The organism is Luteimonas granuli (assembly GCF_007795095.1).
In the GTDB taxonomy this organism is placed as follows: Bacteria; Pseudomonadota; Gammaproteobacteria; order Xanthomonadales; family Xanthomonadaceae; genus Luteimonas; species Luteimonas granuli.
Map to the genome: position 1 here is coordinate 1,162,621 of NZ_CP042218.1, position 14,547 is coordinate 1,177,167.

The 14,547-nt window shown below is 69.9% G+C and carries 10 protein-coding genes; 4 read left to right on the plus strand and 6 right to left on the minus strand.

Annotated elements, in window-relative coordinates; genetic code table 11:
• Positions 1–139: 139 nt before the first annotated feature.
• Genes FPZ22_RS05345 through FPZ22_RS05355 form a run of 3 tightly spaced genes read right to left on the minus strand, consistent with a single transcriptional unit; the run spans position 140 to position 3,886 of the window.
• Positions 140–1,759 carry a phytoene desaturase family protein gene (locus tag FPZ22_RS05345; RefSeq protein ID WP_144891095.1) on the minus strand — a complete coding sequence of 540 codons (1,620 nt, stop codon included), beginning with the start codon at positions 1,757–1,759 and terminating at the stop codon, positions 140–142.
• Positions 1,760–1,762: 3 nt separating this feature from the next.
• A complete protein-coding gene (locus FPZ22_RS05350; RefSeq protein ID WP_144891097.1) occupies positions 1,763–2,962 on the minus strand; it encodes a UDP-N-acetylglucosamine--N-acetylmuramyl-(pentapeptide) pyrophosphoryl-undecaprenol N-acetylglucosamine transferase in 1,200 nt (399 codons plus the stop codon).
• 9 nt (positions 2,963–2,971) lie between these two features.
• A complete protein-coding gene (locus FPZ22_RS05355; protein ID WP_144891099.1) occupies positions 2,972–3,886 on the minus strand; it encodes a DUF808 domain-containing protein in 915 nt (304 codons plus the stop codon).
• A gap of 186 nt (positions 3,887–4,072) precedes the next feature.
• Between FPZ22_RS05355 and FPZ22_RS05360 the strand changes: the two genes are divergently transcribed.
• The 4 genes from FPZ22_RS05360 to FPZ22_RS05375 all read left to right on the plus strand — a co-directional run bounded on the left by FPZ22_RS05360 (position 4,073) and on the right by FPZ22_RS05375 (position 11,683).
• Positions 4,073–4,642 (plus strand): ECF-type sigma factor, encoded by a 570-nt coding sequence (locus tag FPZ22_RS05360; protein WP_246120938.1) that lies wholly within the window; start codon positions 4,073–4,075, stop codon positions 4,640–4,642.
• The gene (locus FPZ22_RS05365; protein ID WP_144891103.1) at positions 4,635–7,397 is read left to right on the plus strand and encodes a serine/threonine-protein kinase; all 2,763 of its coding nucleotides are present in this window, start codon (positions 4,635–4,637) and stop codon (positions 7,395–7,397) included. Before FPZ22_RS05360 ends, FPZ22_RS05365 begins: the two co-directional genes overlap by 8 nt.
• Before the next feature lie 77 nt (positions 7,398–7,474).
• A complete protein-coding gene (locus tag FPZ22_RS05370) occupies positions 7,475–8,662 on the plus strand; it encodes a hypothetical protein (RefSeq protein WP_144891105.1) in 1,188 nt (395 codons plus the stop codon).
• Positions 8,663–8,704: 42 nt separating this feature from the next.
• On the plus strand, positions 8,705–11,683 hold the full coding sequence (locus FPZ22_RS05375) for a hypothetical protein (RefSeq protein WP_144891107.1): 2,979 nt from the start codon (positions 8,705–8,707) through the stop codon (positions 11,681–11,683).
• An 89-nt stretch (positions 11,684–11,772) separates the two neighbouring features.
• Here the strand turns inward: FPZ22_RS05375 and groL are convergent, their stop codons facing one another.
• The 3 genes from groL to FPZ22_RS13765 form a co-directional block, all read right to left on the minus strand.
• Positions 11,773–13,413, minus strand: coding sequence for a chaperonin GroEL (gene groL, locus FPZ22_RS05380; RefSeq protein WP_144891109.1), 1,641 nt, complete (start codon positions 13,411–13,413; stop codon positions 11,773–11,775).
• 68 nt (positions 13,414–13,481) lie between these two features.
• Positions 13,482–13,769 carry a co-chaperone GroES gene (gene groES, locus FPZ22_RS05385; protein ID WP_144891111.1) on the minus strand — a complete coding sequence of 96 codons (288 nt, stop codon included), beginning with the start codon at positions 13,767–13,769 and terminating at the stop codon, positions 13,482–13,484.
• Between the two features lie 158 nt (positions 13,770–13,927).
• On the minus strand, positions 13,928–14,428 hold the full coding sequence (locus FPZ22_RS13765; RefSeq protein WP_144891113.1) for an acyloxyacyl hydrolase: 501 nt from the start codon (positions 14,426–14,428) through the stop codon (positions 13,928–13,930).
• Between the last annotated feature and the right edge of the window lie 119 nt (positions 14,429–14,547).

The following is a 14,547-nucleotide window of genomic DNA, read 5'->3' on the forward strand; positions in this document are numbered from 1 at the left end:
CCAAAAAAAAGCCCGGAGACGGCGGAACCGTTTCCGGGCTTTGCTCCCTCCCCCACGTCGGGTGCAGGGCGATCGTGAAGGAAGCGTTACGCAACTTGCACGCTGCAGCGCAAAACGAGACTCACCAGTTCATTAACTCTCAGGTCCGTTCCGGCATGAAGCGGCGGCCGGAATCGCGCAGCAGCTCGCGCGCCGCGTTCCGCCCCGGAAGCCCGGTCACACCGCCACCGGGATGCGTACCCGAGCCGCACAGGTAGAGGCCCGGCAGCGCACCCCGGTAGCTGCCCTGCCCCAGCAGCGGCCGCGCCGAGAACAGCTGGTCCAGGCCGAGCGAGCCGTGGAAGATGTCGCCGCCCACGAGCCCGAACCTGCGCTCCAGGTCGAGCGGGGACAGGGCCTCGAAGCCGAGCACGCTGCGCGCGAAGTTGGGCGCGACCGCGTCGACGGTGTCGATCATCAGCCGCGCCACGGTGTCGCGATGCGCGTCCCAGCCGCCGTCGACCTCCGGGTTCACGTGCTGGCAGAACAGGCTCGCCACGTGATGCCCGGCGGGCGCAAGCGTGTCGTCCAGCGTGGAGGAGATCACCAGCTCGACGATCGGCGCGCGCGACCAGCCGGCGTTGTGCTGCTTCGACTTCGCATCGAAATACGCTTGCTCGAAATGGCGCAGCGAGTGGCCGACCAGGATGCCGCTCTGGTGGTGCGGCTGCAGGGTCGTTCCGGGTGCGGCGGTGAAGTCGGGCAGCTCCGACAGCGCCACGTTCATGCGGAAGGTGCCGGAGCCGCAGCGGTAGCGTTCGATGCGCTGCGCGGTGTCGTCGTCGAGGTGTTCGCGTGGCACCAGCTTCGTGTACAGCAGCTTCGGGTTGAGGTTGCTGGCGACGGCGTTCGCGCGCAGCTCGCGGCCATCGGCAAGCCGCACGCCCACCGCGCGTCCGCCTTCCACCAGCACCCGCGAAACCTCCGCATCCGTTTCGATCACCACCCCGCGCGCTGCACACTCGGCCGCCATCGCCTGCGTGATCGCGCCCATGCCGCCGATGGCGTGTCCCCACGCGCCCTGCCTGCCGTTCACCTCGCCGAACACGTGGTGCAGCAGCACGTAGGCGCTGCCCGGCGTGTACGGACTGGCGAAGTTGCCGACCACCGAATCCCAGCCCAGCGCCGCCTTCAGCGGCTCGCCCTCGAACCAGTGGTCGAGCAGTTCCCCGGCGGACTTGGTGAACAGGTCGAGCAGGTCGCGGCGTCCGCGCATGTCCAGGTGCCGCAGGCGCCGCGCAACCGAAAACGAGGCCAGCCAGTCGGCGAGCACGAAGCCGTCGCTGACGTTCGGAGGCGTCAGCAGCATCAGTTCGCGCAGCACCGCGACCACGCGTTCGAGCATGGCGAAGTATTCCGGCAGCCGCTCGGCATCGCGCGCCGACCACTTCGCCACTTCCGCCAGGCCATGTTCGCCGCCGAGGCGGAAGGCGCGGCCATCGGGCAGCGGCAGGAAGTTGGAGAACGGCCGCTCGACCACGCGCAGCCCGTGTTCGGCCAGCCGCAGGTCGGCGATCACGCGGGGGTTGAGCAGGCTCACCGTGTAGCTGGCCACCGAGTTGTGGAAGCCGGGGTGGAATTCCTCGGTCACCGCGGCGCCGCCGACGATGCCGCGGCGTTCCAGCACCCGGACCTTCAGTCCGGAGCCGGCGAGGTAGGCGGCGCAGACCAGGCCGTTGTGGCCGCCGCCGATGATCAGGACGTCGTCGTTCACGGCCATGCGTCAGCTCCTGCCCGCGGTCGCGGACGGCTTGGGTACGGCCAGCAGCGACTCGACCTCGTCGGCCAGGCGAACGGCGGCATCGGGACGGCCCAGGCGCGCGGCCGCAGCGGCGGCCTTCGTCAGCGGCGCGTCGTCGGGCGCGCGCACCGTGCCGCCGGCGGGCGCGTCGACCTCCGCACCGGCGAACAGCGCATGCAGCCGCGCCGCCAGCGCTTCGGCGGTGAATCCGCCGTCGTCCTCACGCATGCACCAGCCTGCACCGAGGCGCTCCAGCGCTTCGGCGTTGCCTCGCTGCTCCTCGCGGGAACCACCCTGCGGGATCGGCACCAGGATCGCGGGCCGCCCGACCACCAGCAGGTCGGCGATGGTGGTGGCGCCGGCGCGGGTCACCACCAGATGGGCATCGCGCAGGCGCGCGGCCATGTCGTCGAAGAAGGGGCGAAGCTCGACCTGGACGCCGGCGTCGCGCAACGCGGCGGCGACCGCATCCGCGTCGTCACCGCGGTACTGCAGCGACAGCCGCAGCCGGGCGCGCAGCGGTTCCGGCAGGGCCCGCAGCGCCGGCGGGACCACGCGTCCGAACACCGCCGCGCCCTGGCTGCCACCGACCACCAGCAGATGCAGCGGCGCGCCGTCGGCCAGCGGCGGGTAAGCCGCGTGCGCCGCCTCGAGGATCGACGCGCGTACCGGATTGCCGGTCTCCACAAGCTTGTGGCGCGCGCCAGCCTCCACGCCGGCGATGGCGCCGAACGAGGTCGCCACGCGATCGGCGAACCGAAGCAGCCAGCGGTTGGCCATGCTCAGCCGCGAACCCTGCTCGTGCAGCAGCAGCGGCAGGCCCAGGCTGCGCGCGGCCAGCGCCGGGGCGAAGCTGGGATAGCCGCCGAAGCCGGCCAGCACGGCCACCCCGCGCCGCTTCATGTCGGCGCGCGCCAGCAACGTGGCGCGCGCGATCACCGCCGCCGCCGCGAGCTTGCCGCCGAGGCCCCCGGCCAGGCTGCGTGCGGGCAGCACCACGTGCGGGAGGCCCTCCAGCGCCCGGGTGAAACGCGCGCCGCGCGACTCGGTATAGATCACGACCTCGTGGCCGCGGGCCTGCAGTTCGCGGGCCAGCGCCTCCGCCGGGAACAGATGGCCGCCGGTGCCTCCGGCGGCGAGACCCACGGTCGCGCGCCCTGCGCGCGCGGCATTGCCGTGCATGCGTACTCCTCAGTGCGCCGCGGCGGGCGACTTGCCGCGCACGCGATTGAACAGATTGACCGCGCCCAGCACCAGTGCGCCCACCAGCACGCCCACCACCAGGCTCGCGACGATGTCGGCGAGGAACGCCGGGACGCCCCACCCCTGCATCGCTTCCATCAGGCGATGCAGGGCATCGATGTTGTGCACGAAGATGCCGCCGCCGACCAGGAACATGGCGATGGTGCCGATCACGCCCAGCGTCTTCATCATCCAGGGCGCCAGGTAGACCAGCGCGCGCCCCAGGGCCTGCACCACGGTGCCGGGCCGCTTGTCCATCCACAGTCCGACGTCGTCCATCTTCACGATCGCCGCGACCAGGCCATAGATCACCAGTGTCACCACCAGCGCGATCACCGACAGCGACATCGTGCGCGTGACCAGTGGCTGCGAGGCGACCACCGCCAGCGACAGGACGATGATCTCGGCCGAGAGGATGAAGTCGGTGCGCACCGCGCCGCGGATCTTCTTCTTCTCCAGTTCGCGCGGGGTCTCCCCGGAGGCCAGCACCGCCTGCGCGCGCGCCTCGGGGTCGAGCTTCCCGTGGCGGTGGAACAGCTTCTCCACCACCTTCTCGAAGCCTTCGTAGCAGAGATAGGCGCCGCCGACCATCATCAGCGGCACCACCAGCACCGGCACCAGCCAGCTGATCAGCAGCGCCGCCGGCACCAGGATCAGCTTGTTGACCAGCGATCCCTTGAACACCCCCCAGACGACCGGCAGCTCGCGGCTGGCCTTCACGCCGGCGACCTGCTGGGCGTTGAGCGCGAGGTCGTCGCCGATCACGCCGGCGGTCTTCTTGGCCGCGGCCTTGGTCAGCACCGAGACGTCGTCGAGCAGGGTCGCGATGTCGTCGAGCAGGGTGAGCAGGGTGGCGCCGGCCATCGGGGATCCGCCGCGTCGGGTGGAACGGGATTGTCGCATCGGGTGGCACAGGATCGCGACACGGCCCCGTCACGCAGCGGGCATGCCCCCAACCGAAGGCTCACGGCAGGTGCGCGTGGATTGCGACCACCAGACGGCGCTGCTAACGTCCGCCGCTCCACACGGATCCGGGAGGGGAGCCGCGTGATGGATACGGAAATCACACAGTTGCTGGTCCGCGCCAGGAACGGCGAGCCCGAGCGCCTCGGCGAGGTGTTCCAGGCGCTGTATCCGGAGCTCATGCGCATGGCGCGCTCGCGCCTGCGGGGCTGCAACGCGACCATGACCCCGACCGTGCTGGTGCACGAGCTGTTCCTGCGCGTGACCTCCTCGGACAGCCTGAGCCTGGTCGACCGCCGCCACTTCTTCGCGGCCGCGGCCCAGGCCCTGCGCTGGATCATGGTCGAGGACGCGCGCCGCAGCCTGTCGCAGAAGCGCGGCGGCGGCGCGGTCCACGTGGAGCTGGACGAAGAGCTTTCGCCCGCGGCCCCGACGGGTGCCGCCGACACCGGAGTGCTCGCCCTGCACGAGGGCCTGGACGCCTTGGAAGAGCTCAGTCCGCAACGCCGCCAGGTGGTGGAGCTGCGCTACTTTGCCGGGCTGGAGTTCAAGGAGGTCGCCGAACTGCTGGGGATCTCCGAGCGCACCGCGCAGCGCGAGTGGGAACGCGCGCGCGCCTTCCTGCTGGCCATGCTCGAGGAGGGCGGCGATGGCTGAGCGGGAAGGCATGGACGCCTGGAAGCAGGCCGATGCGCTGTTCGACCAGTGGCTCGACATCGAGGCCGCCGGCCGCGAGGCCTGGCTGGCGGCGCGCGACACGGACCCGGGCGTGCGCGCGCGGCTGCAGCGGCTGATCGACGCGCACCTCCGGCCGAGCGCCGTCCTGGCCACGCCCGCCTCGGACCTGTCGGGCGTGCGCCTGGGCAACTGGACGCTGGAATCCGAACTCGGCCGCGGTGGCATGGCCGTGGTCTATCGCGCCTCGCGCAGCGACGGCATCGCCCGCCAGGATGCCGCGCTGAAGGTGCTGACCGTGGGCGCGCTGGGCGCCACCGGGCGCGACCGCTTCCAGCGCGAGGCCGAGATCCTGGCCCGCCTCAACCACCCCAACATCACCCCGCTGATCGATTCAGGCACGGGCCCCGACGGCACCTGCTGGCTGGCGATGCCGCTGGTCGAGGGCCAGCGCATCGACGCCTGGTGCGACAGCCACCGCCTGGACGCGCGCGGCGTCGCCAGGCTGTTCCTGCAAGTCTGCGATGCGGTGGCCTTCGCCCATCGCAACCTGGTGATCCACCGTGACCTGAAGCCGTCGAACGTGCTGGTGGAGGCCGACGGCCACGTCCGGCTGCTGGACTTCGGCATCGGCCAGTTCGCCGACGCCGAAGGCGAGTGCACGCAGACGCTCTGGCGCGCGCTGACGCCGGGCTATGCCGCGCCGGAACAGCTGCACGGTGCCCTGCCCACCACCGCGATCGACATCTATGGCCTGGGTGCGCTGCTGCACCGGCTGCTGACCGGGCGCACGCCGCGATCCTCGGATGAGCGCGCGATCACCACGCGACCTTCGGCGCTGGTGCGCGCCAGCGGTGATGCATACCACCGCCACTACACGCCACTGAAGAACGATCTCGACCGGGTGCTGTTGAAGGCACTGGCCGAGGAGCCCGAGCGCCGCTACCACTCCGTCGAAGCCTTCGCGGACGATCTGCGGCGCTGGCTGGACGGCCGGCCGGTGATGGCACGGCAGCCGGGCATGGCGTACCGCGCGCGCAAGTTCGTCGGCCGCAACAAGGTCGGCGTTGCCGCCGCGGTGCTGGTGGCGGCCAGCCTGGCCGCCGGCCTCGGCGCGACCCTCTGGCAGGCGCGCGAGGCTCGCCTGGAAGCCGAGCGGGCACTGGCCGCGCGCAATTTCATGGTCCAGCTGTTCGAGGCCAGCGACCCGGACGTGGCCCAGGGCCGCGTGATCACCGCGCGCGAACTGCTCGACCAGGGCGCGCACCAGATCCGCACCGCCTTCCCGGACACACCGCACCTGCGCACCGAGATGCTGCTCCTGCTTGGCGAGCTGTATCGCAGGATCGGCGAGCTGGAGGCTGCGGCGCCGCTGGTGCGGGAAGGCGCGGAGCTGGCCGGCATCCACGGCGATGGGAAGCAGCTGCTGCAGGCGAAGCTCGGCCTCGCCGGTCTCCACATGAGCGAACTGCGCCACGAGGAGGCCGTGGCGGAGTTCGAACAGGCGGAGGCCCTCCTTGCCTCGACGGGAAAGGTGCCGGGCCCCGAGCATGGCCGGATGCTGGTCGACCTGGGCGCCTCCCTGGCCTCCACGGGGCAGGTGCCCGCCGCGATCGGGCGCCTCGAGGCCGCGCTGGAGCTCGCACGGCGACACGATGTCTCCGACGAAACACTTTTCTCCTACCTCTTCGCGCTGGCTTCCACCCTCGACATGTTCGGTACGGGGCAGGCGCAGCGTGCGGACGACCTGTTGCGCGAAGCCCTGTCGCTGCAATCCATCGACAGCATGTCCCCCTCGCGCCGGCTGCCGGTCCACACCACGCTGTTCGGGCTCGCACTGGAGCGGGGCGACCTGGAGGAGGCACACGCGCAGGCGGACCAGGCCGTCGAGCTGACCAGGCTGATCCATGCGCCGACGCATCCCGAGCAGGCCGTGGTGCGCATCAACGTGGCACTGGCGCTGCTGCACATCGGTCGACTGGGCGAGGCGGAAGCACGGTTGCGCGAGGCGCTTGCGCTCCAGGAAGCCATCGATCCGGAGGGCCGTACTCCCCTGCGGGCAGGCACGTACCACAACCTGGCGCTGGCGCTGGAGCTGGCCGAACGCGACGAAGAGGCCGAGCCCTTCAGCTCCGGCGCCCGCGAGATGGCCCTGGAGCAGTACGGCCCGCAGGACATGCACTTCGCCATCGCCACCACCAACCTCGGCAACCTCTACCGCCGGCTGGGCCGCTTCGACGAGGCCGAGCCGCTGCTTGAGGAATCGCTGACGCTGCGGCGAAATCTCCTCGGCGATGCACATCCCCAGGTGGGGCACACCATCCTCCAGTTGTCACTGCTCCGGCTGGACCAGGGCCGGGCCGCCGAGGCGCTCGCTTTCGTGGACGAAGCGCTTGCCGTGTACGCGAAGGCCGAGTACCACGATCCACGAAGGGTTGCCGTCGCCGAGGTGCAGCGCGCCCGCGCCCTGGCGAAGTTGGGCCGTGTGCAGGAGGCGGCCGGAATCTTCGACCGCGTCGTCACCGAAGCCCGCGCCGCGGGCGTCGACAATGGCACGCAGTGGGTGCGGACGCTGGCTGCGCGGGCGGACTTCATGGACGCGTACCGGCCCGCGCTGGCGCGCCCGGCGATCACCGAGGCCTTCGAGGCCTATTCGCGGACCTTCGGCGAGGACCACCCCGGAACCCGGCGCTACGCCGCGCGGGCATCGGGGTCGGCCGAGGCTCCGGCGCACTGACCTGGCGGTGTCGCGCCGGGTGGCGGTTCCCGCCCCCGGATCTCGAATGTTGATGCTCGGACCCCAGGAGCATCCGCATGGATACCCGTATCAGCCCTGTTTCCGCCGCCGTCGCCGCCGGGCTTTCCGGCCTGGCGGCGCTGGTGGTGCCGCATCCCGCCGCCGCCCAGAAGGCCGAACTCCACGTCGAAGTCGCCACCCACACCCTGCCTGGCATGGGCGGGATGGGCGCGCTCGGCCGCCTGGCCGGCAACATGGCCGGCGGCACCGCCGCCTACGGGCAGGCCCGCCATCCCGGCATGCCCGGCCGCTACCTGGACATCGCGCTGGACAACACGCGCAAGCCCGGATCGCCCGCCACGCAGGCGATCCCGAAGGATCTTCGCCTGGGCAAGGCGCTGGACCTGCTGCCGCCCGAGCAGCGCGTGGCCACCGCCCCGGGCGTCAGCGACGGCAGCATCCCGGGCCTGGCCCAGGACAGCAACTACGAGGTGCGCTTCTACTGGGGCTGCGGCGAAGAGGCGCGCAAGGGCCAGCCGCGCAAGTTCACAGTGACCGTGCGCAACGGCAGGCAGTCCATGTCGGGCAGCGCGCCGCAGCCGCGTGCGGTGCCGAAGCTGGGCGTCGAGTCCGATCCCCGTTACGCGCTCTGGCCCAACCAGTCGAGCCGCAAGACGGTCCCGGGCAAGGCCTCGCTGGTTGGCGCCCACAGCGTGACCGGCGACGGCCTGTCCCGTCCCATCGACTTCCGGATCGACCCCGCGCAGGACTTCATGCCCGAGCTCGAGCTCAGGAGCGGCGGCGAGGCGGCGCAGGGCATCAGCCTGGACTGGAACCCCGTCGACGGCGCCCGCGCCTACTTCATCCACGCCATGGGCATGGACGGCGACGTGGTGGTGATGTGGAGCAGCTCCGAGGATGGCTACGCCGGCCCCGAACTGATGTCCTACCTGCCCGGCAACACGATCTCGCAGTGGCTGGGCAAGGGCACGCTGCTCTCGCCCGGAACGCGCCGCTGCGCCATCCCGAAGGAGATCTTCGCGGCCCACCCGATGGTGCAGATGATCGCCTATGGCGACACCCGCACCATCGAGGGCGACGAATGGCGCGTCCACCTGCGCAACAAGTCCACCGCGATGCTGATGGGCGCAGGCATGGGTGCAGGCATGTCCGCGGAGCCGGTCGAAGACAGCGCCAAGGATTCCGCGAAGGATTCCGCCAGGGACGCCGCCAAGGGCCTGCTGCGCGGACTGCTGCGCCGGTGACCGGTGCCCGCGTCACCCCACCACGCACATCACGGAAGCAACATGGACACTGACTGGAAGCAGGCCATCACGCGTGTCGCACGTGCTGCCGGAGCGCTCCTCTGGCTCGTGGGCAGGCACCTGTACGCGCTGCTGCTCGCGACGGGACGATTCATCGTGCAGCGGGCGATCCCGGCCGGTTGGCATTGGCTGCGTGGAACGGCATGGCCTGGACTGCGGCGCTTCTACCTGTGGCTGCCGCACCGGCGGAAGGTGGTGGCGGGCGCTGCGGCGACCGCGACCATCGTGCTCGCCGTCCTCCTCCTGCGGTCGACCCCGGAGCCATCCACGCAGCCCTCCGGACCGGCGACGCTTGCCTTCGCGCCGGTCGAAGCCGCACCCGCCGCGCCGGTGTTCCTGTCCGGCGTGGAGATCGCACCCGGCATGGAGTTCGAGGTGCGGATCGGCGGTGAAGTGGTCGCCTCGCAGCGCCTCGCCGACGGTCGCGTGCAGACGCATGTGCCGGTCACCTTCGGCCAGGACGGCTGGCCCATCGCACCGCGCGGTGAGCAGGCGATCGAACTGCGCAGCGGCGACGCCCTGCTCGCGAGGAGCAAGGGCGGCATCCGCGTGCTCGAACTCCAGCGCGCGCCGGGCACGACCGCGAAGGTGCAGCAATCGCTGGACACCATCGTCGCCGGATACGAACTGATCTTCGAGACCCTGCCCGCGCAGGACGACCGGGAGATGGCCCACCGCCGCGCGGTGATGGCGATGCTGAAGGGACTGGTCAGCGAGGGTGACCGGTCGCTGGCCGCCGTGCTTGCAGGCAATTCTCCCTGGCTCGAGGGTGCCGCCGCCGACCTCGAACTGACGGACGCGCTGCTGGCATCGAGCGGAGTCGCCGGCCACTACGCGGCCAGGGCCGCGGTGTTCCGGGGGCCGGGCCAGGTCGCGGCCGGTGCCGCCCTGCCCATGTCACTGGGACTGCCGCCCCTGCCGACGGGCCCGCGGTGCCGGCAGGGCGGCAAGGCCTTCGAGCTGGCCTGCCAGATGCAGGCGCATGGCCTGATCACCGACCTCTCGCAGGCCTACATCAAGCCCACGGCCGATACCTACGCCGACTCGATCGGCATCGCGCTGGGTGCACTTGGCCTGGACCCGGTCACCAGCGAGCTGATGGACAAGTACGCCAACAAGGCCATGGTCGTGCACCAGATCACCAGCGCCCTGCTGAGCGTGGTGAACTTCACGATGGAGAAGATCGCGCCGTCCCTGCTGCCTTCGGTCCTCGGCCGCTTCGAGCTCGAGGTCCATCCCACGCTGATCCGCAAGGGCGACATGACGAAGTCGCGGCTGATGGTGGAGGCACGCAACCAGCCCCAGACCATCACGGCCAACGACCTGGTGGACCTGGTGAAGTCCGTCCTCGGCCTGCCGAAGCTCAGCGCGCGCTTCGAGGGGCAGATCACCAAGGTCGGCTTCTTCGTCATCGACCTGTACATGATGGCGCTGCGGCAGTGGGGCGTCGAGCCACCGCGGGGCATGAACCCGGATGTGTTCACCATGCCCGCACGGACCTGGGGGCCGCTCGAAGTCGACAGCGCCGACCTGGTGACGCTCTTCAGCTACGACCCGGGCGTGCTTGCACCGCGCGAAGAGGACCTCGAATGGCTGGGCACGGCCACCGGCGTCGCGAAGGTGCGGATGATGCCGCGCGGCGGCGGGCGCGGAAAAGTCCTGGTCGACAACACCCTGTGCTGGGGCTGCGTCTGGAGCGGCGGCGCATTCGGCACGGAGATGCCGGAAGCCTCCGAGGAGGTGGCGGTCGACATTGCGTTCAAGGCGCTGCAGCCGCGCGGCCGCGCGCCCCACCGCACCTCGCTGCAGTGGACGCTGCCGCGGCGCGAGGACGGCAGCCCCGTTCCCTGCACGATCGATTTCGGCGATGGCTCGCAGCCTGAGCGGATTCCGGACTGCACGGACACGGACCAGGTCAGGCACGAGTTCCAGCACACCTCGCGGCTCGAGGAGGGCGGCGCGTGGAAGCCGACCCTGCGCATCGACGGCAGCGACATGAAGAGCGAGACGGAAGTGTTCACCGACTGGAGCTTCTTCGGCTCGCCGGACTCGGGACAGGCACCGGTGGATGCCAGGTTCTCCTGGAACGTGCCGTGGCCGCCGGACCGCAAGGCCCCGGCCTGCGAGTTCGATCCGGGCGACGGCTCGAAGCGGCAGCGCTTCGACGACTGCCTCGCAACCACGCACACCACGCAGACCTTCGAGCGCCGGGGCAGTTTCGCACCGCAGCTGACGCTCATCCATGACGGCCGCCGCGACTGGCTCACCGCACCGGTGTCGGTCGCCGCCGAGGGCAGCTGCGACGAGGACCTGCTGAAGGCCAAGGCCTGGACCGGGACGGTGTCGTACACCCATTCGCGCGATGTCTGGAATGCAAGGAGCGATCACCACGTCAAGTACAACCATCGGGTCAGCCTGGACGCCGAGATGGAGGAGCGCACCCGCCGCGAGTTCCGGGGTGACGACTATCTCGTGCAGTACTACAGTCCTCTGCCCCGCGGCACCGCGAGCATCGACTTCACATACCACAGCTATACCGGCGGAACGCTATCGTCCTACGACACGTTCAACGGACAGGGCGCGCTGAAGCGCCAGGAGCCGGACATGTCCGAGGAAGGCTCGATGCTGACCCTGATCCTGGACGCACGCAGGTGCATCTACCAGTTCCACCTGCAGGCGGAGGTCCACGGCTCGGGGCAGCGCTGGAACAGCCTGGGCGACAAGACAGAGGACTACAGCGGCTACCGCTGGATCAACACGGTCTGGTACGAGGGAGAGATCACGTCGTCCGCGTCCATCAGCGGCTCGGCAGCCATTCCGGTACGGAGCAAGGACGATATCCATGATCCGCAGGTCGACACGCCCATCTGGGTGGCGGAGCTGGACTTCGTGTCCGGCGCCTTGGGCGGAAATGGCCTTGGGACGACCACCGTCAACTGGAGCTTCCGGCCCGCCGACTGAGGCCGCAGGCCCGACACGCTCCAACAGGAAAGCCCCCGCATCGCTGCGGGGGCTTTCCCTTTACTGCGTTGACACGGGGCTGGCGTGGATCAGAAGCCCATGCCGCCCATGTCGCCCATGCCGCCGGCGCCGCCCATGGCGGGCTCTTCCTTCTTCGGCAGCTCGGCCACCATCGCCTCGGTGGTGATCATCAGGCCGGCGATGGACGCCGCGTTCTGCAGCGCGGTGCGGGTGACCTTGGTCGGATCCAGGATGCCGAACTCGACCATGTCGCCGTATTCGCCGTTGGCGGCGTTGTAGCCGAAGTTGCCCTTGCCGTCCTTGACCTTGTTGAGGATGACCGAGGGCTCCTCGCCGGCGTTGTTCACGATCTCGCGCAGCGGGGCCTCCATGGCGCGCAGGGCGATCACGATGCCGTGGTTCTGGTCCTCGTTGGCGCCCTTCAGGCCTTCGATGGCGGTCTTGGCGCGCAGCAGCGCGACGCCGCCGCCCGGGACCACGCCCTCTTCCACCGCAGCGCGCGTGGCGTGCAGGGCGTCCTCGACGCGGGCCTTCTTTTCCTTCATCTCGATCTCGGTCGAGGCACCGACCTTGATCACCGCCACGCCGCCGGCCAGCTTGGCCACGCGCTCCTGCAGCTTCTCGCGGTCGTAGTCGGAGGAGGTCTCCTCGATCTGCGCCTTGATCTGCTTGATGCGGCCTTCGATGCCGGTGGACTCGCCGGCGCCGTCGATGATGGTGGTGTTCTCCTTCGAGACCTGCACCTTCTTCGCGCGGCCGAGATCCTTGATCGTGGCCTTCTCGAGCGACAGGCCGACTTCCTCGGAGATCACGGTGCCGCCGGTGAGGATCGCCATGTCCTCCAGCATCGCCTTGCGGCGGTCGCCGAAGCCCGGGGCCTTCACGGCGCAGACCTTCACGATGCCGCGGATGGTGTTGACCACCAGGGTCGCCAGGGCCTCGCCCTCGACTTCCTCGGCGATGATCAGCAGCGGCTTGCCGGCCTTGGCCACGCCCTCGAGGACGGGCAGCAGGTCGCGCACGTTCGAGATCTTCTTGTCGTGCAGCAGGATGAAGGGGTCTTCCAGCTCGGCCGACATCGACTGCTGGTTGTTGATGAAGTACGGCGACAGGTAGCCGCGGTCGAACTGCATGCCCTCGACGACGTCGAGTTCGTTGTCCAGGCCCGAGCCTTCCTCGACCGTGATCACGCCTTCCTTGCCCACCTTGTCCATCGCCTGGGCGATCAGGTCGCCGATGTTGGCGTCGGAGTTGGCGGAGATGGTGCCGACCTGGGCGATCTCCTTGCTGGTCGACGACGGCTTGCTGATGTTCTTCAGCTCGGCGACGGCGGCGACCACGGCCTGGTCGATGCCGCGCTTGAGGTCCATCGGGTTCATGCCGGCGGCGACCGCCTTCATGCCCTCGCGGATGAAGGCCTGGGCCAGCACGGTCGCGGTGGTGGTGCCGTCGCCGGCGTTGTCGGAGGTCCTGGAGGCGACCTCCTTCACCATCTGCGCGCCCATGTTCTCGAACTTGTCGGCCAGCTCGATCTCCTTGGCGACGGACACGCCGTCCTTGGTGATCGTGGGCGAGCCGAAGCTCTTGTCGAGCACGACGTTGCGGCCCTTCGGGCCCAGGGTCGCCTTGACGGCGTTGGCGAGCACGTTGACGCCGCGCACCATCTTGGCGCGCGCGTCCTCACCGAAGCGGATTTCCTTCGCGGACATGTGTATTACCTCGAATATGGATCAGTGGAGTGGGGTCGGAACCGGGATTGCGGTGCGCTTCGGAGCGCTCAGCCGACGATGGCGAGGATGTCGTCCTCGCGCACGATCTTGTATTCGGTGCCCTCGTGCTTGTACGCCGAGCCGGAGTACTGGCCGTAGATGACCTTGTCGCCGACCTTCACCTTCGGCGCGCGCAGGCTGCCGTTGTCCAGCGCCTTGCCCTCGCCGACGGCGACCACTTCGCCCTTCGTGGGCTTTTCCTTGGCGTTGTCGGGAATGACGATGCCGCCGGCGGTGACTTCGTCGGCTTCGATCGGCTTGACGACCACGCGGTCGTAGAGCGGCTTCAGGTTCATGGCAATCCTCATAAGTGATTGATTTTGTTGGAACAAATGGCAAATCGGTCGCGAAGTCTAGCAGTCGGCCCTGCCGAGTGCCAGAACGCGCGCCGCGAAAACCCGGCAAGGGCCGGGATGCCCCCTAGGTGGAGTCGTTCAACGGGGATTCAAGGGGCTCAGAAGCGCCAGGCGCCGACCAGCATGGTCTCGCCGCGGTTGGGGCTGTGCAGGCTGGCGTTGGAGATGTGGCGCAGGAGCAGCGAGAAGCGGTCCCACCGCCAGCCGGCGGTGGTGACGAACTGCGGGTCGCCGGACAGCGCGTCGGTCTCGCCGGACTGGGCGCCGACGCCGGCGCCCAGCGTCAGGCCGTTGTCGGTGCGCTCGTAGCGCAGGCCGGCGAAGCCGACCGTGACGCTGTCGGCCAGGTCTCGGCCGGGGACGTGGCCGCGGCCATCGACGTGGATCGCGCCCACTTCGGCACGGATCACGGCCTTCTCCATCGACCCGAGACGGGGAAGCCACGCGACCGAGGCGACGCCGGTGGATTCGTTGTCGGTGGTGAAGGAGGCGCCGGCAGCGACCTCGACGTTGGACGCGGCCAGCGCCGGCAACGACGCCGACGCCAGGGCCAGCGCCAGGCCGGCGCGCAGCGCGGCAGAGCGGTGGGGAACCTGCATGGGGGAAACACCTGATGAACGGGCGGGGGAGGGGCGACAAGGATAAGGGCCCGGCAACTCCCTCGTTGTGCAGGCATCCGGAATGGTGCGTCCCCCGCGCGGGCCGCAGCGTGCCGGGG